19 protein-coding genes are annotated in these 19,618 nt (G+C 74.4%); 11 read left to right on the forward strand and 8 right to left on the reverse strand.

The features are described from left to right. On the forward strand, positions 1–678 hold the full coding sequence (locus ACPCK6_RS00555) for an HAD family hydrolase (RefSeq protein WP_396880556.1): 678 nt from the start codon (positions 1–3) through the stop codon (positions 676–678). A 101-nt stretch (positions 679–779) separates the two neighbouring features. Next, positions 780–2,069 (forward strand): cation:proton antiporter, encoded by a 1,290-nt coding sequence (locus ACPCK6_RS00560; protein WP_396880557.1) that lies wholly within the window; start codon positions 780–782, stop codon positions 2,067–2,069. 16 nt (positions 2,070–2,085) lie between these two features. Here the strand turns inward: ACPCK6_RS00560 and ACPCK6_RS00565 are convergent, their stop codons facing one another. Next, positions 2,086–3,075, reverse strand: coding sequence for an NAD(P)/FAD-dependent oxidoreductase (locus ACPCK6_RS00565; RefSeq protein ID WP_423480066.1), 990 nt, complete (start codon positions 3,073–3,075; stop codon positions 2,086–2,088). Between the two features lie 53 nt (positions 3,076–3,128). On the opposite strand from ACPCK6_RS00565, the gene ACPCK6_RS00570 reads away from it, so the two are divergent. Beyond that, entirely contained in the window at positions 3,129–3,353 is a 225-nt protein-coding gene (locus ACPCK6_RS00570; protein WP_396880558.1) for a DUF3072 domain-containing protein, read from the forward strand. Between the two features lie 2 nt (positions 3,354–3,355). Here the strand turns inward: ACPCK6_RS00570 and ACPCK6_RS00575 are convergent, their stop codons facing one another. Both ACPCK6_RS00575 and ACPCK6_RS00580 read right to left on the reverse strand, forming a co-directional pair. After that, positions 3,356–3,856 carry a metallophosphoesterase family protein gene (locus tag ACPCK6_RS00575; protein WP_423480067.1) on the reverse strand — a complete coding sequence of 167 codons (501 nt, stop codon included), beginning with the start codon at positions 3,854–3,856 and terminating at the stop codon, positions 3,356–3,358. An 83-nt stretch (positions 3,857–3,939) separates the two neighbouring features. Beyond that, positions 3,940–5,748, reverse strand: a complete 1,809-nt coding sequence (locus tag ACPCK6_RS00580) for a glycoside hydrolase family 15 protein (RefSeq protein WP_423480004.1) — start codon at positions 5,746–5,748, stop codon at positions 3,940–3,942. A 112-nt stretch (positions 5,749–5,860) separates the two neighbouring features. On the opposite strand from ACPCK6_RS00580, the gene ACPCK6_RS00585 reads away from it, so the two are divergent. After that, the gene (locus ACPCK6_RS00585) at positions 5,861–6,448 is read left to right on the forward strand and encodes a general stress protein (RefSeq protein ID WP_366619194.1); all 588 of its coding nucleotides are present in this window, start codon (positions 5,861–5,863) and stop codon (positions 6,446–6,448) included. 39 nt (positions 6,449–6,487) lie between these two features. On the opposite strand, the gene ACPCK6_RS00590 is transcribed toward ACPCK6_RS00585, so the two are convergent. Continuing rightward, entirely contained in the window at positions 6,488–7,075 is a 588-nt protein-coding gene (locus tag ACPCK6_RS00590) for a DUF1684 domain-containing protein (protein ID WP_423480005.1), read from the reverse strand. A 114-nt stretch (positions 7,076–7,189) separates the two neighbouring features. On the opposite strand from ACPCK6_RS00590, the gene ACPCK6_RS00595 reads away from it, so the two are divergent. Both ACPCK6_RS00595 and ACPCK6_RS00600 read left to right on the forward strand, forming a co-directional pair. Continuing rightward, a complete protein-coding gene (locus ACPCK6_RS00595) occupies positions 7,190–7,672 on the forward strand; it encodes a MarR family winged helix-turn-helix transcriptional regulator (RefSeq protein WP_423480006.1) in 483 nt (160 codons plus the stop codon). Positions 7,673–7,683: 11 nt separating this feature from the next. Further along, complete coding sequence (locus ACPCK6_RS00600) at positions 7,684–8,670, forward strand: pirin family protein (protein WP_423480007.1); 987 nt, start codon at positions 7,684–7,686, stop codon at positions 8,668–8,670. 43 nt (positions 8,671–8,713) lie between these two features. Here ACPCK6_RS00600 and ACPCK6_RS00605 read toward each other — a convergent pair whose 3' ends face one another. Beyond that, positions 8,714–8,839 carry a hypothetical protein gene (locus ACPCK6_RS00605; RefSeq protein WP_013285371.1) on the reverse strand — a complete coding sequence of 42 codons (126 nt, stop codon included), beginning with the start codon at positions 8,837–8,839 and terminating at the stop codon, positions 8,714–8,716. A gap of 141 nt (positions 8,840–8,980) precedes the next feature. Between ACPCK6_RS00605 and ACPCK6_RS00610 the strand changes: the two genes are divergently transcribed. Continuing rightward, complete coding sequence (locus ACPCK6_RS00610; protein ID WP_423480008.1) at positions 8,981–10,567, forward strand: phospholipase D family protein; 1,587 nt, start codon at positions 8,981–8,983, stop codon at positions 10,565–10,567. Here ACPCK6_RS00610 and ACPCK6_RS00615 read toward each other — a convergent pair. Beyond that, positions 10,516–11,253: a hypothetical protein gene (locus ACPCK6_RS00615; protein WP_423480009.1), complete on the reverse strand. Its 738-nt coding sequence runs from the start codon at positions 11,251–11,253 to the stop codon at positions 10,516–10,518. The genes ACPCK6_RS00610 and ACPCK6_RS00615 overlap by 52 nt on opposite strands. A 334-nt stretch (positions 11,254–11,587) precedes the next feature. Between ACPCK6_RS00615 and ACPCK6_RS00620 the strand changes: the two genes are divergently transcribed. Together ACPCK6_RS00620 and hrpB are read left to right on the forward strand one after the other, a co-directional pair. Continuing rightward, complete coding sequence (locus ACPCK6_RS00620) at positions 11,588–12,409, forward strand: SigB/SigF/SigG family RNA polymerase sigma factor (RefSeq protein WP_135239312.1); 822 nt, start codon at positions 11,588–11,590, stop codon at positions 12,407–12,409. Between the two features lie 132 nt (positions 12,410–12,541). After that, positions 12,542–15,151 carry an ATP-dependent helicase HrpB gene (hrpB, locus tag ACPCK6_RS00625; RefSeq protein WP_423480010.1) on the forward strand — a complete coding sequence of 870 codons (2,610 nt, stop codon included), beginning with the start codon at positions 12,542–12,544 and terminating at the stop codon, positions 15,149–15,151. A gap of 3 nt (positions 15,152–15,154) precedes the next feature. On the opposite strand, the gene ACPCK6_RS00630 is transcribed toward hrpB, so the two are convergent. After that, on the reverse strand, positions 15,155–15,880 hold the full coding sequence (locus ACPCK6_RS00630; RefSeq protein ID WP_423480011.1) for a PP2C family protein-serine/threonine phosphatase: 726 nt from the start codon (positions 15,878–15,880) through the stop codon (positions 15,155–15,157). A 211-nt stretch (positions 15,881–16,091) separates the two neighbouring features. Here ACPCK6_RS00630 and ACPCK6_RS00635 point away from each other — a divergent pair, with 211 nt between their 5' ends. Then, positions 16,092–18,698 carry a glycoside hydrolase family 9 protein gene (locus tag ACPCK6_RS00635; RefSeq protein ID WP_423480012.1) on the forward strand — a complete coding sequence of 869 codons (2,607 nt, stop codon included), beginning with the start codon at positions 16,092–16,094 and terminating at the stop codon, positions 18,696–18,698. Positions 18,699–18,751: 53 nt separating this feature from the next. Next, on the forward strand, positions 18,752–19,072 hold the full coding sequence (locus ACPCK6_RS00640) for a DMT family transporter (protein ID WP_194800981.1): 321 nt from the start codon (positions 18,752–18,754) through the stop codon (positions 19,070–19,072). On the opposite strand, the gene ACPCK6_RS00645 is transcribed toward ACPCK6_RS00640, so the two are convergent. Beyond that, positions 19,050–19,592, reverse strand: coding sequence for a DinB family protein (locus ACPCK6_RS00645; protein ID WP_396880567.1), 543 nt, complete (start codon positions 19,590–19,592; stop codon positions 19,050–19,052). The genes ACPCK6_RS00640 and ACPCK6_RS00645 overlap by 23 nt on opposite strands. Positions 19,593–19,618 lie beyond the last annotated feature (26 nt).

A 19,618-nucleotide genomic window follows, 5' to 3' on the forward strand; every position in this document is an offset into this window, starting at 1 on the left:
ATGGCCGACGACACGCGACGCGGTGTCCTGTTCGACGTGGACGGCACCCTGGTCGACACGACGTACCTGCACACGGTGAGCTGGTGGGAGGCGCTGCGCCAGGCCGACCACCGGGTGCCGATGGCGCGGATCCACAGGTCCATCGGCATGGGCTCGGACAAGCTCCTCGACCACCTGCTGGGCGCGGAGCGGGACCGGGACGCCGACGGCCGGCTGCGCGACGCGCACGACGCGCTGTACGCGGAGTACTGGGAGCGGCTGGCGCCGCTGCCCGGGGCGCGGGAACTGCTGCGCGCCTGCGCCGAACGCGGGCTGCGGGTGGTGCTGGCGACCTCGGCCGCGGAGCACGAGGTGACAGCGCTGCGCGCCGCGCTGGACGCGGACGACGTGATCGACTCGGTCACCTCGTCGGCCGACGCGCAGGAGAGCAAGCCGGCGCCGGACATCCTGGTCGCCGCGCTGGACCAGTCGGGGCTGGCCGCCGAGCGGGTGGTGTTCGTCGGCGACTCGGTCTGGGACGTGGCCGCGGCCGGCAAGCTGGACATCCCCTGCATCGGGCTGACCTGCGGCGGCACCGGCCGGGCGGAGCTGGCCGGCGCGGGCGCGGTGGCGGTCTACGACGACCCGGCGGCGCTGCTGGACGCCCTGCCGGACAGCGCCATCGCCACGCTCGGCTGACGGCCCGTCCGATCGACGGGCACGCGCACGCTTAACCGGGCCCGCTTCGGGGCACTGCTGGACTCCGCCGCCCGGTCCACGGGCGACCGAAGGGTGGTGTCGTGGAACCGGTCGATGTCGCGTTCGCTCTGCTGGGCGTCGGTGCGCTGCTGGCCGGGGTGCTGCCCCGGGTCCTGGAGCGACGGCCGCTGTCGATGCCGATCGCGTTCCTCGGGCTCGGCATGCTCGTGTTCGTACTGCCCACCGGTCTGCCCACACCGGACCCGCTGCGCTGGCCGGAGCTGACCACCCACCTCACCGAGGTCGGGGTGATCGTCGCGCTGATGGGCGCCGGTCTGAAGATCGACCGCCCGTTGAGCTGGGCCCGCTGGTCGTCGACGTGGCGGCTGCTGGCGATCGCCATGCCGTTGTGCATCGCCGCGGTGGCGCTGCTCGGCTGGTGGTGGGCCGGTCTGGTGCCGGCCGCGGCGCTGCTGCTCGGCGCGGCGCTCGCGCCCACCGACCCGGTGCTCGCCTCCGACGTGCAGGTGGGTGAGCCGACGGATGTGGAGGACTCGGAGGACGAGGTGCGCTTCGCGCTCACCTCGGAGGCGGGCCTGAACGACGGGCTCGCCTTCCCGTTCGTGTATGCGGCCATCGCGATCGCCACCACCGGGCTCGCGCCGTCCGGCTGGCTGGCCGAGTGGTTCGCCGTGGACGTGCTCTACAAGCTCGCCGCCGGGGTGGGTGGCGGGCTGCTCGTCGGCTGGCTGCTCGGCAAGCTGTTCTTCCGCGCCCCGAGCAAGCTGCGGCTGGCCCGGCACTCCGAGGGCTTCCTCGCGCTGGCCGCGACGTTCCTCGCGTACGGGCTGGTCGAGGTGATCGGCGGGTACGGCTTCCTGGCCGTGTTCGTGGCCGCCCGCGCGATCCGGGCCGCCGAGCGTACGCACGAGTTCCACTCCGTGCTGCACGACTTCGCCGAGCAGGTGGAGCGGCTGCTCACCGTGCTGTTGCTGCTGCTGTTCGGCGGCGCGGTGATCGGCGGGCTGCTCGCGCCGCTGACCTGGCCGGCAGCGCTGGCCGGGCTGGCCCTGGTGCTGGTGATCCGGCCGCTGGCCGGGTGGCTGTCGCTGCGCGGGGCGCCGGGCAAGCCGGCCGAGCACTGGGTCATCTCGCTGTTCGGCATCCGCGGCGTCGGCTCGTTCTACTACCTGGCGTACGCCACCAGCAAGACCGACTTCCCGCAGGCGGACCTGGTCTGGGCGACTGTGGGTCTGGTGGTGGTGGTGTCGGTGGTGGCGCACGGGATCGCCGCGACACCGGTGATGCAGTTGCTGGACCGGGAGGGCGAACGCACCGGCGAGGACACGCGGGCCGGGTCGGCGGCGCAACCGGTGGGCGCCACCGGCTGACCGGACCGGGCCGGGGCTATCCGCCCAGCCGGGCGGCGAGCGCGCGGCCCAGGTCCCGGCCGGAGCGCCAGGCGGTCTGTACGCGCGGGCGGCCGAACGCGTCACCGGCCAGGCCGATGCCGTCGTCGTCCAGGTGGAACGTGGCGCTCCCGGCGTGCGCGTCCGGGGAGGCGTACGTCCAGCGGTGCACGTGGCCCGACACCGCCGGCTCGGGGAGTCCGAGCAGGTCGCGGACCGCCTGCTCGATGGCCGGCCGGGCGGCGGTGGGCTGGAGCAGGTGCCCGGCGGCGAACCCGGCGGTGGTGTGCGCGACGAGCACCGGCGCGCCGTCGCCGCGCCGGTCGCCGTCGTCGCAGACCAGGCTGAGCACGGGGTGGTCGTTGACGAACGCGCCACGGAAGTCGGCCCAGCGGCGGGCCGGGAAGTGCAGCACCCCGGTCAGCGCCGACGACCAGCGTTGCGCGGCGACCGCCCGGGTCGCCTCGGCCAGCGCCGGGTCCAGCAGCAGCGCGGCCTGCGGGCCGGGCATGGCGAGCACGACGGCCTCGGCAGCGGTGCCGTCCACCCGGGGGCCGGGTCCGACTGTCATCACCAGCCGGTCGTGCGTCACCGGCAGGTCGGCGGCGAGGTGTTCGACGAGCGAGCGCAGCCCGCGCGGGGCGGCCCAGCGCATCGGGCCGGTGACCTGCTCGCGTCCGCGCGACCCGTATGCGACCAGCGTGTCGGTCCACTCCCGCGCCAGCCCGGCGTCCCGCCATCGGTCCACCACGGCGGCGAAGTCCGCGTCGTCCACGGTGAAGTACGCGGCGCCCAGGTCGGCCGGGCGGCCGTCGAAGCGTTTGCTGGCCATCCGCCCGCCGGTGACCCGGGCCCGTTCGCGTACCCGCACCGGGATGCCGGCCCGCGCCAACTCGGTCGCGCACGCCACCCCGGCGATGCCCGCGCCGACCACCACCACGCCCGCCCGCTCCGCCGTCACCAGATGATCGTAGGCGGCGGGCGGCATGAACCCACCGGGCCGGGGGTAGTGGTACACCTGTTCGAGGAGAGGTGATCAGCATGGCCGAGCGCGCCAACACCAGCGGCGGGAACGTGAACCCGGACGCCGCCGTCAAGGATCCGGACGACTGGGTCACCGGCGACGAGCCGCCCACCGCCGCCCAGGAGTCGTACCTGCACACCCTGGCCCAGGAGGCGGGCGAGCCGGTGCCGGAGGGCCTGACCAAGGCCGAGGCGTCCCGGCGGATCGACGAGCTCCAGGCGGAGACCGGCCGGGGCCGCTGAGGTCAGCGCGGGGGCAGGCGGTGCAGTTCGACCCGGTCGAGCCGCCCCGCCGCCACCCGCGCGGTCAGGTAGGTGGCGTACGGCTGCGTCCGCCGGTCGGTGGGTGAGCCGGGGTTGAGCAGGCGTAGGCCACCAGGGGCGACGGTGTCCCAGGGGATGTGCGAGTGTCCGAAGACGAGCAGGTCGCAGTCGCCGTACGCGGCGGCGCAGCGTTCCTCGCGGCGGGTCTTCGGGCCGGTCTCGTGCACCACGGCGACCCGCAGGCCGTCCAGGTCGACGCGGGCCACCTCGGGCAGCCGGGCGCGCAGTTCCGGCCCGTCGTTGTTGCCGTAGACGGCGACCAGCCGGCGCGACCGCGCCTCCAGCGCGTCCAGCAGCGCCACGTCCACCCAGTCCCCCGCGTGCACCACCAGGTCCGCGGCCTCGACGGCCGCCCACAGCACCGCCGGAAGATCCCGCGCCCGCTTGGGCACATGCGTGTCAGCCATCACGACCAGTTCCACCCCCTCATCCTCCCCCACCCCGGCTCCCCCCGGGTCGATCATGAGGTTGGCGGCACCCAGGGAGATCGACTTCGCCGTCAACCTCATGATCGACGCGAAGCAGGCGCGGGGTGGTGGGAAGAGGCGGCGGCGTCCGTTATGCGACCGGCGGCGATGATCAGGCCGACGTGCGAGTACGCCTGCGGGAAGTTGCCGACCTGCTCGCCGGTGTCCTGGTCGATCTGCTCGGCGTAGAGGCCGAGGTCGTTGGTGCGGGCGGCCAGCCGCTCGAACAGCCGCCGGGCCCGGTCCAGCTCCCCCGCCTCGGCCAGGCAGGCGGCCAGCCAGTACGAGCACATCACGAACCCGGCCGGGTCGCCGTCCCAGCGGCGCAGCAGCCCGTCGCGGGACAGCCGCCGCTCCAGCACGTCCATCGTGGCGCGCATCCGCGGATCGTTCGCGGGCAGGAAACCGACAAGCGGCATGACCAGCACCGAGGCGTCCAGGTCGTCGGAGCCGAACGCCCCGGTGTACGCACCGACCCGCTCGTTCCAGCCGTGGGTGAGCACCGTCGCCCGTATCTCGTCGCGGGCGGCGGCCCAGCGCGCCACGTCGGCGGGCTCGCCGATGCGGGAGCCGAACCGGACCGCCCGGTCCAGCGCGGTCCAGCACTCCACCTTCGACGACACGTAGTGCCGCTGCGGGCCGCGCCCCTCCCACATCCCCGCGTCGGGCCGGTGCCAGCCGCGTTCGGCCTGGTCGGCGAGCGTCCGCAGCAGGTCGCGGACCTCCGGTGACATCGGGTCGAGGTAGTACCGCATCAGCCAGGCGGCGTCGAGCACCTCGCCCAGCACGTCGTTCTGCCGCTGCCGCCAGGCGTCGTTGCCGACCAGCACCGGGCGGCTGTGCTCGTACCCGGCCAGGTGGTCGAGGTCGTGCTCGGTGAGGTCCCGCTCCCCTTCGACGCCGTACATGATCGGCACCGGCTCGTCGCCGATCCGGCCCATCGCCCGCGCCACCCAGGTGAACTGCCGGTCCGCCTCGTCCGGGCAGGCCGCCCGCCACAGTGCCTGGAGCGTGAGGCTGAAGTCGCGCAGCCACACGTAGCGGTAGTCGTAGTTGCGGTCGCCGCCGACCTTCTCCGGCACCGAGGTGGTGGCCGCCGCGACGACGGCGCCGCTGGGCGCGTACGTCATGCCCTGCACCGCGAGCGCGCTGCGCCGCACCTCGTCGCGGTACTCGCCCTGGTAGTCGTGCAGCGCCGACCAGGACCGCCAGCCGGCGACCGTCCCGGCCACCACCTCGGCGGCGTCGGGCAGCGCCGGTGCGGCCTCGGCGTACGCCGGGGCGTACCCGAGGGTGAAGCGGTGGACGCTGCCGGCGCGGACGGTGAACCGTCCGGCGGCGGCCCCCTCGGCGACTGTCAGCGGGACGTCGGCGCGCAGCTCCAGCCGGCAGGCGCCGGCGGTGGCGGCAACCACCCCGTCGTGCTCGGTGAGGTAGGCGCCGACCCGGCCGTACTCGAAGCGCGGCGCGTACTCGACGCGCATCGGAACCTCGCCGGTGAGCCCCTCGACCAGCCGGGCGAGCACCCGCGGTGAGCGCATCCCGATGTCGTGACCCCGCGCGCCGTGCTCCAGCGCGAGCGCGTCGGTGACCGCGACCGTGCCGGTCGCCGTGGTGAACACGGTACGCAGCACCAGCGTGTCCTCCAGGTAGGACCGGGTGCTGGTGGCCGCGCCCTCGGGGCGGATGCTCCAGTGCCCGGCGTCGGAGTCGAGCAGCCGCCCGAACACCGACGGCGCGTCGAACCGGGGCGGGCACCACCAGTTGACCGAGCCGTCGCGGTCGACCAGGGCCGCGCTGCGCCCGTCGGCGAGGAAGCCGTGCTCGCTGATGTGTCGGGTCGGCACAGGTGTGGCTACCCGGCCCGGGGCACCGGCATGCCTCGCCACATCGGTCCGGCCCGGCGCGTTACCGCTGCCCGGCGCCGGGAACGCGGTGGGTTGACGAAGGAGGATGCTCATGACCAGACCCTCGACTCCGACCGCGGCCTGGCAACCCGGAATGCCGGGCAGCGACAACCTCCCGTCCGGCCCGGGCGGTCGCCCGACGCCGCCGAGCGGGGACGGGCACGGCCCGCAGGCCGGGGCACCGACCGTCACGATCGGCTCGTACCCGGACTATCCGTCCGCCCAGCGCGTGGTGGACTATCTGGCCGACAACCGGTTCCCGGTGGAACGTACCTCGATCGTCGGTACGGACCTCACGCTCGTGGAGACCGTGATGGGACGGCTCACCACGGGCCGGGCGGCCCTGCTCGGGGCCGGCACCGGCGCCTGGTTCGGTCTGTTCATCGGCTTGTTGTTCGGCATCTTCACGGCCGGCAACTGGCTGGCGGTGATCCTGGTCGGGCTGGTGATCGGCGCGATCTGGGGTGCGGTGTTCGGCGCTGTGGCGCACGCCATGAGCGGTGGGCAGCGTGACTTCACGTCGGCCAGTTCACTGCGGGCCGCCCAGTACGCGGTGACTGTGGACGCGGAGATGGCCGGTCAGGCCCAGCAGCTGCTCAGCCGGATGCACCTGACACCGACCGGCGCCACCGCCCGCTGACCGGTAGGGCAATGAGGGGAGGGCCGGGCGGCCCTCCCCTCATTCGTGGTACGCCCGCTCCCCGGCCCGCAGCGGCACGTCCACCCGGTTCTCCGGCGGGGCCAGCGGGCAGGCCCACCTGTCGTCGTAGGCGCAGCTGGGGTTGTAGAGGTAGTTGGCGTCCAGCCGGACCCGGTCGCCGGGGAGCACCGTCAGGCCCCGGCCGAAGGTGCCCTTGACCGTGTCGGTGAGGTACCGGCCCCCGCCGTACGAGCCGTCGCCGCAGGTGCCGTCGCGCAGCGGCAGGAACAGCCCGCCCCCGTACGCCTCGATCCACCAGAGCGTCAGCGGCCCCCACGGCGTCTCGGCGACCGCGACCCGCCGGTACGCGACCACGCCGTCCGGGCCGCCGGTGTCGATGCGCAGCTCACCGGAGGCCGGGCGCAGCGGCGCCTCCACCACTGCTGACGGGTCGGGCGGGTACCAGCGCAGTCCGGTGAAGCCGGGCCGGTCGGCGGGCGGCACCGGGCTGCTGGGGTGGGTGCGGAACAGCTCGTCGCGCGCGGCCCGGAACCCGGCCAGGTCGAGGTCGGACAGGTAGAGCCGGGCCACCCGCTCCCGCCAGTCGAGCAGGTCGAGATCGTCCATCCCCCGACCCTAGCCCGGGTCGCCCGTTCAAGTTTTGAAGAGTTCCCCGAACCTGGCCGTCCGAGCGCGACTGGGCCACTTGTTTAAATTTTAAATAGTGCTACTCTCGGAGCCATGACGGAGAGCCTGGACGCCGAGCGGATGGCCTGCTGGCGCGCGTACATCGAGTCGAGCCAGCGGCTGTTCACCCGGCTCGAGGACGACCTGCGCGCCGACAGCGACCTGAGCTTCGCCGACTACCACGTGCTGGTGCTGCTCTCCGAGGCGCCCGGTCAGCGGCTGCGCATGGGTGAGCTGGCCGACCGGCTGGTGTTCTCGCCGAGCCGGCTGACCTATCAGGTCACCACCATGCAGAAGCGCGGCCTGGTGGCGAAGGAGGCGTGTCCGGCCGACCGGCGCGGCAGCGAGGCCGTGCTCACCGCCGCCGGCCTGCTCGCCCTGCGCGAGGCCGCCCCGCACCACCTGCGCTCCGTCCGCGCCCACCTGATCGACGACCTCGACGACGCCGAGGTCGCCTGCCTCACCCGGGTCTTCGAGCGGCTCGGCCGGCGCCTGCGCGCCGACCACACCGCGTCGTCCACCCCGGCCGACAAGTAGGGAGTCCCGCGATGCCCGCGATCACCGTCGACGACGTCCTCGTCCTGCCCCGCCTGCCCGAGCTCGGCGAGGCCACCGAATACCGCCAGGTCCGCCGGGTCACCACCGCCCCCAGCGGGTACGAGGGTGAGGGCTTCCCGGTCCGCCGGGCCTTCGCCGGCGTGCCGATGACCGAGCTGGACCCGTTCATCCACCTCGACCAGATGGGCGAGGTCGACTACGCGCCGGGCGAGCCGAAGGGCACCTCCTGGCACCCGCACCGCGGCTTCGAGACGGTGACCTACATGATCGACGGGATCATGGATCACCAGGACTCGACGGGTGGCGGCGGCACCATCACCGACGGCGACACCCAGTGGATGACTGCCGGCAGCGGCCTGCTCCACATCGAGGCGCCGCCGGAGCACCTGGTGATGAGCGGCGGGCTGTTCCACGGCCTGCAGCTCTGGGTCAACCTGCCCAGCGTCGCCAAGATGAGCGCGCCCCGCTACCAGGACATCCGCGGCCGGGAGTCGGCGTTGCTGACCACGCCCGACGGCGGCGGCCTGATCCGGGTCATCGCGGGTGAGGTCGCCGGGCACCGGGGGCCGGGGTCGACGCACACGCCGATCACCATCGCGCACGTCACGTTGCAGCCCGGCGCCGAGCTGAGCCTGCCGTGGCGGTCGGACTTCAACGCGCTGGTGTACGTGCTGGCCGGCCGCGGCACTGTCGGCACCGACCGGCGGCCGATCCACCTCGGCCAGCTCGCCGTGCACGGTCCCGGCGAGGCGCTGCGGATCACCGCCGACCGGACGCAGGACTCCAACGCCCCGGCGCTGGAGCTCTACCTGATGGGCGGCCAGCCGATCCGCGAGCCGGTGGCGCACTACGGCCCGTTCGTGATGAACACCCGCGCCGAGCTGATCCAGGCGGTCGAGGACTTCCAGGCCGGCCGGCTCGGGGTGATCCCGACCGGGCGGGTGCCGCACACCGACGGCCAGAGCGACCGGCCCTGACCTGCTACGGGCGCCCCGGTCCGCCGGGGCGCCCGGGCACGGTTCAGGAGACGGCGAAGATCCCGGCCACCCCGAGGATCACCATCAACAGGACCGCCACCAGCGCACCCCGCTCCCCCTCCACCGCCTGGTCGCGGTCGGTCACGGTGTTCGTCGTCTCGGCGGGCATGTCGGTGCCTCCTCGGTATCGCGATCCAGGGGTCCGGCGTACCCCTGACGCGCGGCACCGACGCCGACCTGCTGCTCGACGTGCGGGGCCCTGCCGGGGGTCCTACCGTGTGAGGACGTCGTCGACCTCGGGGGGTGGAACGTGACTCTGCGGGACTGGTTCCTCACCGCACAGGAACGCGCCAACCCGGGGTCTGAGTTACCCGTCTGGGCCGATGGAAACCTCGCCGAGCCGTTGATTCACGGTGGCGCGTACTTCGACCGCCTGGTCAGCGAGGTGGAGGCGCTGTCCGCAGGCGACCATCTGTTCTTCACCGACTGGCGCGGTGACCCGGACGAGCGGATGCGCCCGGACGGCCCCACTGTGGCGCAGTTGTTCGCGCAGGCCGCCCAGCGCGGGGTGATCGTCAAGGGCCTGCTCTGGCGCTCCCACCTCGACACGCTCTCCTACAGCGAGGCGGAGAACCGCGACCTCAGCGAGGCGATCCGCGCGGCCGGCGGCGAGGTGCTGCTCGACCAGCGGGTCCGCCGCGGCGGCTCGCACCACCAGAAGCTCGTGGTGCTGCGCCGGCCCGGCGACCCGAGCCGCGACATCGCCTTCGCCGGCGGCATCGACCTGTGCCACAGCCGCCGCGACGACGCGAGCCACGCCGGCGACCCGCAGCCGGTCGGCATGTCGCCCCGGTACGGCCCCACGCCACCCTGGCACGACGTGCAGCTCGCGCTGCGCGGGCCGGTGGTCGGCGCGCTCGACACCACGTTCCGGGAACGGTGGACCGACCCGATGCCGCTGGACTCGGAGAACCCGATGGCGTACCTGCGGGACCGGCTGCGCGGCTCCGACCTGCGCCCGGACCCGCTGCCCGCGCAGCCCGCCGACCCGCCGCCCTGTGGGCCGCACCACGTGCAGGTGCTGCGCACCTACCCGGCGGTGCGGCGCTACTCGTTCGCCCCGGACGGCGAGCGCACGGTGGCCCGCGGCTACACCAAGGCGGTACGCCGGGCCCGGCGGCTGATCTACCTGGAGGACCAGTACCTCTGGTCGACCGAGGTGGCCGAACTGTTCGCGCAGGCGTTGCAGGAGCATCCGGACCTGCACCTGGTGGCGGTCGTGCCCCGGCATCCGGACGTGGACGGCCGGCTCGCGCTGCCGCCGAACATGGTCGGCCGGGAGCAGGCGCTGTCGCTGTGCCACCGGGCCGCGCCGGAGCGGGTGCACGTGTTCGACGTGGAGAACCACGACGGCACGCCGGTCTACGTGCACGCCAAGGTCTGCGTGGTGGACGACGTGTGGGCCAGCGTGGGCAGCGACAACTTCAACCGCCGGTCCTGGACGCACGACAGCGAGCTGTCCTGCGCGGTGCTCGACGACACCCGCGACGAGCGGGCGCCGGCCGATCCGGCGGGGCTGGGCGACGGCGCCCGGGTGTTCGCCCGCGACCTGCGGCTGCGGCTGTGGCGCGAGCATCTGGACCGCGATCCCGGCGGCGCGCAGGACGACGACCTGCTGGACCCGGCGGACGCGGTCACGGCGATCACCGCGGCGGCGGATGAGCTGGAGCGCTGGCACGCCGGGGGCCGGTCCGGTCCCCGTCCGCCGGGCCGGTTGCGGCCGCACCGCCCGGAGCGGTTGCCCTGGCGTACGCGGCTCTGGGCGCTGCCCGCGTACCGGCTGGTCTACGACCCGGACGGCAGGCCGCTGCGGGCCCGCCGGGCCGGCACCTGGTGAAGGTCCGCCGGCTCGTCCGGCACGTCCGGGCGGGCCGGGTACGCGAACGACACGCGCGGCGAGTAGAAACCCCAGCACACGTGCAGCGGGTTGGCCGGCCGCAGCGCGTGGACCGGGTGCTCCGGTGCCGGGAACTCCACCGACTCGACCTCGAACGGGGACACCGGCTCGGCCACGTACGGATAGTCGGTGACGATCAGCTCGCCGTCGTTACGGGTGAGGTAGCGGTGGTGGCCCATGTGCGCCTCGGTGCCGGTGTGCCCGACCCGGGCGGTGACCCGGATCAGCAGCGTGCCGTCACCGGCCCGGGTCTCGGCGGTGAGCCGCCCGCCCCGCAGGTCCAGGCGGGTCTCCCCGGCGGCTGCGGGCGCGCCCCGCGCGGCGGCGTACCGCCGGACCCGCTCACTGGAGGCGAGGTAGTGCGTCCACCAGCCGCCCGGCGTCTCGCCGTCGGGCGGATCCATGTCCGCCAGTGAGACACCCAGGTAGGTGAGCGAGTACGCGCCGAAGCCGGAGGTCTGCGTCTCGTCGTCTACCACGTACTGGTTGACGAACACCTGACGCTGCGGGTGCGGGCGCAGACCGGCGGGCAGCAGGGTCTCGACCGCGCCGGGATCCGCCGGGAGCCAGCTGAACAGCAGCGTCCGGGCGTTGATGACGAGTTGCGGCGCGGCGGGATCCAGCACGGTGCCTCCGTTGACGTGTCGCTACGGACGCTACGGGCGGTCCCGTCGGCGGGACAACGACAGAAAGCCGACACATCGACCACCTGTCGGATTCTTCGTTGACCGATCGGGGTACGACCGGAGCCGACCGGCCACCGCCGCCCCACCACCCCGGCGAGCGCGATATCAACCGGCTCATGCCTTTCATGGCTGTTTACACCTTAAGTACATCGTACTTTCGGCTAGATTTCCGCAGCACGATCGGGCTATGGTGGCTTCCGAACGTACTACCGATATCTAAACCTAAGCGTCACGTCTTTTTTCTTCCGTGGACGAGGTGCAGGGAGGACCACCCATGACCGCTCCCACGACCAGCGCCCCGGCGACCACGCCGGCCGGCTCCGCGAAGCTCGACCCCCGCTCGCTCACCGACAGCGCCGCCGACCTGCTCGCCGCCATGGCCGCGCTGCCGGCCGGCCACCCGTCCCGGCCCGCGCTGCGCGACCGCGCCATCGAGGCGTGGCTGCCGCTGGCGAACCACCTGGCCCACCGCTACAGCGGCCGCGGCGAACCGAACGACGACCTGGCACAGACCGCGGCGATTGGCCTGATCAAGGCGATCGACAAGTTCGACCCGTCGCGCGGCGTCGACTTCGCCGGCTACGCCATCCCCACCATCATCGGCGAGCTGAAGCGCCACTTCCGCGACCGCACCTGGGACATCCGGGTGCCCCGCCGGCTCCAGGAGCTGCGCCTGGCGATCTCCGACGCCAACAGCACGCTGCTCCAGACGCTCGGCCGCTCCCCGACGGTCGCCGACATCGCCGCCCACCTCAAGCTCACCGAGGAAGAGGTGCTGGAGGGCCTGGAGGGCGCCCGCGCCTACAACGCGGTGTCGCTGTCCACCCCGACCGGCGACGGCGAGCGGGCCACCGAGCTGGGCGACCTGCTCGGCGGCGAGGACGGCGAGTTCGAGCTGGCCGAGATGCGCGTCGCCCTCGGCCCGGCGCTCGCCACGCTCGACCAGCGCGAGCAGAAGATCCTCACGCTGCGCTTCTACGGCAACCTGACCCAGTCGCAGATCGCCGAGCAGATCGGCGTCTCGCAGATGCACGTGTCCCGGCTGCTGGCCCGGGCCCTGACCAAGCTGCGCGGTCAGCTCGACGGAACGTACTAGCAAGGGGGCGGCGGCCGGGTCGGCGGACCCGGCGCGGCGGCCACCCGGCCCGGTCGGCGGTGCGCCGGCCGGGCCGTTCCGCGTTCCGGGGGCAGCGCGGACCGTCCGGCGGCACGGTGCGAGAGTGGGGCCGTGCTCGCCGACATCCCGCTCGACCTGCCGGTCCGCCCGGTCCTGCCGGCGCTCGTCGGCGCGCTGCGCGAGCGCGGCACCGCCGTCCTGGTGGCGCCGCCCGGCACCGGCAAGACCACCACCGCGCCGCTCGCGGTCGCCGACGCGGTCCCCGGCCGCGTGGTGATCGCCCAGCCTCGGCGGGTCGCCGCCCGCGCGGCCGCGCACCGGATGGCCGCCCTGCTCGGCGAGCGGGTCGGCGACCGGATCGGGTACGCGGTGCGCGGCGAGCGCCGGACCGGCCCGCGTACCCGGGTCGAGGTCGTCACCACCGGCCTGCTGGTCCGCCGCCTGCACCACGACCCGGAACTGCCCGGCGTGGACGCGGTACTGCTCGACGAGTGCCACGAACGGCACCTCGACGCCGACCTGGCGCTGGCGTTCGGCGTCGAGGCCCGCGCGACGCTGCGCCCCGACCTGTGGCTGCTGGCGATGTCGGCCACCCCGCAGACCGACCGGTTCGCCGCGCTGCTCGGTGCCGGCGACCCCGCCCCCGTGGTACGCGCCGAGGCCGCGCTGCACCCGGTCGAGCGGGTGTGGGCGCCGCCGCCGCGCCCGGTGACGCCGCCCGGCGCCGGCCGGGTCGACCCGGCACTGCTCGACCACGTGGCAGCCACGGTCCGCCGGGCACTACGCGAACGCGACGGCGACGTGCTCGTCTTCCTGCCCGGCGCGGGTGAGATCGGCGCCGTCGCGCGCCGTCTGGCCGACCTCCGCGACATCGCGGTGCTGCCCTTGCACGGACGGCTGCCCGGGCCCGCCCAGGACGCGGCGCTCACCCCGGCCGCCGCACGGCGCGTGGTGCTCGCGACAGCGGTGGCGGAGAGCAGCCTGACCGTCCCCGGCGTCCGGGTGGTGGTGGACGCCGGGTTGAGCCGGGTACCCCGCACCGACCTGGCCCGAGGGCTGGGCGCGCTGGTGACGGTGCCGGTGTCACGCGCCGGGGCCACCCAGCGTGCCGGCCGGGCCGGACGGGAGGCACCCGGCGCGGTCTACCGCTGCTGGTCGGAGGCGGCACACGAACGGCTCGCCCCGCAGCCCGAACCGGAGATCGCCACCGCCGACCTGACCGGGTTCGCGCTGGAACTGGCGGCCTGGGGCACACCGGACGGCACCGGGCTGGCGCTGCCCGACCCACCGCCGCCGGCCGCGCTCACGGTGGCGCGGGAGACGCTGACCACCCTCGGCGCGGTGGACCACGACGGCCGGATCACCGCGCGGGGACGGGCGGTCGCGGCGGCGGGCACGCATCCCCGGCTGGCGCGGGCGCTTCTCGACGGCGCGCCCCGGGTCGGCGCCGACCGGGCCGCCCAGGTGGTGGCGATCCTCGGCGAGGACACGCCGGGCGGGACCGGGGACGACCTGCCCGCACGCTGGCGGCGGCTGCGCGACGGCACCGACCCGGCCGCCACCGCCCGCTGGCGCGCCGAGGTACGCCGCCTGCGCGCCGCCCTGCCCGCAAAGGGCGCGGACGAGCACCCCGGCTCACCCGCCGGCCCGGCGGACCGGCGACAGACCGGCGCGCCGACCGGCCGGGCTGCGCTGCGGCGCGACGCGGGCCGGTCGGCCGGAGACGAGCGGGAGCGCCTGCCGCACGATCTGGCCGCGGGGCTGCTCGCCGGACTCGCGTACCCGGAACGGCTGGCCCGGGCACGGCGGCCGGGCGGGACCGCGTACCTGATGGCCGGCGGCACCGCCGTGGAGCTGGCGCCCGGGTCGGGGCTGACCGGCGCGGCATGGCTGGCCGTCGCGGTGGCCGACCGCTCCCCCGGCGCGCCCGCCGCCCGGGTGCGGCTCGCCGCGCCGATCGACGAGGCGACCGCCCGGGAGGCCGGGGCGGCCCTGCTGGACACCGGGCGGGAGGTGGCCTGGTCCGGCGGGGACGTGGTGGCCCGCGAGGTGGTCCGGCTCGGCGCCGTCGAACTGGTCGACCGGCCGCTCACCGCGCCGGACCCGGAGCTGGTCGCGGCGGCGCTGCTGGACGGGCTTCGGCAGGAGGGACCGGGCCTGCTGCGCTGGACGCCGGAGGCGACCGGGCTGCGCCGCCGGCTGGCGTTCTGCCGCCAGGCGCTCGGCGACGGCTGGCCGGACGTCTCCGACGCGGCGCTGACCGCCGACGCGCCCGTCTGGCTGGGCCCGGAGCTGGCCCGCGCCCGGCGCCGGGCCGACCTGCACCGGGTGGACGTGGCGGCGGCGCTGCGGCGGCTGCTGGACTGGCGGCAGGCGGCGCGGCTGGACGAGCTGGCCCCGGAGCGCCTGGAGGTGCCGAGCGGCTCGCGGATCCGGGTCGACTACGGCGACCCGGCCGCGCCGGTGCTGGCGGTCAAGCTCCAGGAGACGTTCGGCTGGCGGGACGTGCCGCGCATCGCCGACGGGCGGGTGCCGGTGCTGCTGCACCTGCTCTCCCCCGCCGGGCGGCCGGTGGCGGTCACCGCCGACCTGGCCTCGTTCTGGCACACCGGCTATCAGCAGGTACGGGCGGAGCTGCGCGGACGCTACCCGCGCCATCCGTGGCCGGAGGATCCGACCACCGCCGAGCCGACCCGGAGGGCCGCTCCGCGCCGGCGGTGAGCGCTACTCCTCGACCACGTCGGCGATCACGACGGTGATGTTGTCCGGGCCGCCGGCCCGCAGCGCCAGGTCGATCAGCCGGGCCGCGCAGGCGTCGCGTTCCGGCTGCTCGCTGAGCACCTCGGTGAGCGTGTCCGCGCGGACCACGTTGGAGAGGCCGTCGCTGCACAGCAGCCAGCGGTCACCGGACCGGGGCACCATCGTGGCGTACGACGGGGAGACCTCGTCGCCCTGCAACGCCTGGGTCACCACCGCCCGCCGGGGATGGCTGCTGGCCTGCTCGGCCGTGATGACGCCCTGGTCGACGAGCATCTGCACGAACGTGTCGTCGCGGGTGACCTGCTTGAGCACGCCCTCGCGGTACAGGTAGGCCCGGGAGTCGCCGACGTGCGCCAGCGCGAGGCAGCTGCCGGTACGGGCGAACAGCAGCGCGGTGAGCGTGGTGCCCATGCCCTGACGCTCCGGATCCTCCTCGACGGCCTGGCGGATCCGCACGGTGGCCAGCTCGATCCCGCCCTGGAGCGCGGCGACGAGCGCGTCCTCCGGCGTCTCCACGTCCAGCGGGGCGACCGCGTCGATGGCGATGCGGCTGGCCAGGTCGCCGGCCGCCATGCCGCCCATGCCGTCGGCGACCGCGACCAGCCAGGCGCCCGCGTGCTGCGCGTCCTGGTTACCGCTGCGGATCAGCCCACGGTCGCTCGCTCCGACGGAACGAAGCTTCAGGGTCATGGGTCGCAGCCTGCCAGGTCGAGGGCTCGGATGTCTCTAGGAGATCACTGACATCGTACGTGGCGCGCCGAATCGCGCCGCGCGCGGGCAGGGCGCCTCATCGGGCCGGATCGATTGACAGCGACGGAACGCGATGGAAACATCGGGCTGATATTGGGAGCGCTCCCAGCTCCCCGTCTCCCCACCACCCCCGAGCACGGAAGGAACCTCCGTGACCCGATCCCGTCGTCGGCTCGCCGCGCTCGCGGCCACCACGCTGGCGCTCACCGGCCTCACCGCCGGTCCGGCGAGCGCCGAGGTGCCGCCGGACGCCCCCGAACAACTGCGCAACGGCGACTTCAGCGCCGGCGTCTCCCCCTGGTTCTCCTACGGCACCGGCGACCTCGCGGTCGTCGACGGCCGGCTCTGCACCTCCGTCGCGGCGGGCACCGCCAACCCGTGGGACGCCGGCATCGGCCAGGACGCGGTGCCGCTGACCCAGGGTGCCGAGTACGAACTGTCCTTCGACGTCTCCGCGACCCCCGGCGCGGCCGTCAAGGCGGTGCTCCAGCTCGGCAGCGCCCCCTACACCACGTACGCGAGCGTCGACGCCACCGCCACCGGCACCGCGAAGCACGTCACCACCACGTTCACCTCCCCGGCCGACAACCCCACCGCCCAGCTGATCTTCCAGGTCGGTGGCAGCGCCCAGGCGCAGACGTTCTGCCTGGACAACGTGTCGCTGCGCGGCGGGGAGCCGGCGCCGCCGTACGAGCCGGACACCGGGCCCCGGGTCCGGGTCAACCAGGTCGGCTACCTGCCCGGCGGGCCGAAGCACGCCACAGTGGTCACCGAGGCCACCGACGCGCTGCCGTGGCAGTTGAAGTCGGGCGGCGGCGCGGTGGTCGCCAGCGGGCAGACCACGCCGCGCGGCACCGACGCCGCCTCCGCGCAGAACGTGCAGACCGTCGACTTCTCCGCGTACCGCACGCCGGGCACCGGCTACACGCTCACCGTGGACGGCGAGACCAGCCACCCGTTCGACATCTCCGGCGCGCTCTACGACCGGCTGCGCGCCGACTCGCTGCAGTTCTTCTACGCCCAGCGCAGCGGCATCGAGATTGACGGCGACCTGATCGGCGAGGAGTACGCCCGCCCGGCCGGCCACCTCGGCGTCGCGCCCAACCAGGGTGACACCGACGTGCCGTGCCAGGCCGGCGTCTGCGACTACTCGCTGGACGTGCGCGGCGGCTGGTACGACGCGGGCGACCACGGCAAGTACGTCGTCAACGGCGGCATCGCCGCCTACCAGTTGCTGGGCACGTTCGAGCGGACCAAGACGGCCGAGACCGCCGGCGGCGGTGCCGCCCTGGGCGACTCCACGCTGCGGCTGCCCGAGCGCGGCAACGACGTGCCGGACGTGCTCGACGAGGCCCGCTGGGAGGTGGAGTTCCTGCTGCGCATGCAGGTGCCGGCGGGTAAGCCGCTGGCCGGGATGGTCCACCACAAGATCCACGACCGGAACTGGACCGGCCTGCCGCTGCAGCCCCAGGACGACCCGCAGCCGCGCGAGCTGCACGCGCCGTCCACCGCCGCCACGCTGAACCTGGCCGCCGTCGCCGCGCAGTGCCAGCGGCTGTACGCCCCGTACGACGCCGCGTTCGCCGCGCGCTGCGGCACCGCCGCGAAGACCGCGTACGCGGCGGCCAAGGCGCACCCGGCGATCTACGCCTCGGCCAGCGACGGCACCGGCGGCGGCGCGTACGACGACACGAACGTCACCGACGAGTTCTACTGGGCCGCCGCCGAGCTGTGGCTGACCACCGGCGACAAGGCGTACCTGGCCGACGTCACCGGCTCGCCGCTGCACACCGCCGACGTGTTCGCCCCGAACGGCGCGTTCGGCTGGCAGAGCGTCGCCGCGCTGGGCCGCCTCGACCTGGCCACCGTGCCGAACACGCTGCCCGCCGCGGAGAAGACCCGCATCCGCGAGTCGATCACCGCCGCCGCCGACAGCTACCTGGCCACGATCGCCGGCCAGGCGTACGGGCTGCCGTTCCCGGGCAGCGCCGACGCGTACGTCTGGGGCAGCAACAGCAACCTGGTGAACAACGCGATCGTGCTGGCCACCGCGTTCGACCTGAGCCGGGACGCGAAGTACCGGGACGGCGCGGTGCAGGCCGCCGACTACCTGTTCGGCCGCAACGCGCTGAACATGTCGTACGTGACCGGGTGGGGCGAGCAGCACGCCCGCAACCAGCACAGCCGCATCTTCGCCCACCAGTTGAACCCGGACCTGCCGCGCCCGCCGGCCGGTTCGCTCGCCGGTGGTCCGAACGCCGCGCTGCAGGACCCGTTCGCGGCGAACCTGCTCGCCGGGTGCGCGCCGATGTTCTGCTACGTCGACGACATCAACTCGTACGCGACGAACGAGGTGGCGATCAACTGGAACTCGGCGCTGGCCTGGCTCGCGTCGTTCCTGGCCGACCAGGGTGACGCCGGCGCGGTGCCGGCACCGTCCTGCGCGGTCACCTACACCACGCACGGGAGCTGGCCGTCCGGCTTCACCACCCAGGTGACGGTGCGCAACACCGGCACGACCGCGGTGAACGGGTGGAGCCTGCGCTGGGCGTTCCTCGGCGACCAGAAGGTCGACCACGCGTGGTCGGCGCAGCTCGGGCAGAGCGGCGCCACGGTCACCGCGAAGAACCTGTCCTGGAACGCGAAGCTGGCGCCGGGCGCGTCCACCACGTTCGGCTTCAACGGCACCGCCTCCCGGTTCCCGAACCCGGATCCGGGGCTGGTCACCCTGAACGGCAAGGCCTGCACGGTCTCCTGACCGAGCCGACCGAGCTGACCGGACGCCATCGCAGGACCGGGTACGGTCCTGCGATGGCGTACCTGTTCCTGCTCGGCGCGATCACCGCCGAGGTGATCGGCACCAGTCTGCTCAAGGCCACCGACGGCTTCACCCGGCTCTGGCCCACACTGGGCTTGGCGGTGGCGTACCTGTCCGCGTTCGGGCTGCTCTCCCTCGCGGTGAAGGACATCCCGGTCGGCGTCGCGTACGCGGTCTGGTCCGGACTCGGCACGGCCGCCATCATGGCGATCGGCGCGGCGTTCCTCGGCGAGCCGCTGAGCGTGACCAAGGTGATCGGCGCGGGACTGGTCATCGCCGGGGTGGTGGTGCTCAACCTCGGCGGCGCGCACTGAGCCCGGCCGCGCGCAGCAGCCGGAGCTGCCCGATCTCGGCCACGTTCTTCATCAGCTCGGCGTTCACCCACGCGGCCAGGTCAGCGACGGTGAGCCCGGCGTCGGCGGGCCAGGGGTACGCGGACGGCCGGTCCAGGCCGGCCTCGGTCAGCCCGTCCAGCGCGTCCGTCCACTCCGACCGCAGCTCCCGCAGCCACGCCACCGTCTCCGCGCCCGGCCCGGGCCAGCGGATGTCGTCGCGTTCCCGCGCCGGCCGCTGCCGCACGTGGTCGGCCGCGACCGACCACCACCAGCCGACGTGCCAGGTCAGCCACGCGATCGTGGGCGCCGGCACCGGGTCCGGCTCGGTGTCGGCCCAGTCGGGACGCCACCCGCCGGCCGGGTCCCGGCGCATGGTCCAGCACAGCGCGGCCGGCTCCCAGAGGAAGTCCGCCGGCTCCAGCCGGTCGAGGTGGTACTCGGCGAGCGCCCAGGTCAGGTCGAACTGCCGGCGCAGCAGGGCGGTCACGGAGGCGGGCACCGCGCGATCGTGGCACGGCCCGCGTT

This window comes from Micromonospora sp. AB353, from assembly GCF_049538395.1.
Taxonomy (GTDB): Bacteria; Actinomycetota; Actinomycetes; order Mycobacteriales; family Micromonosporaceae; genus Micromonospora; species Micromonospora aurantiaca.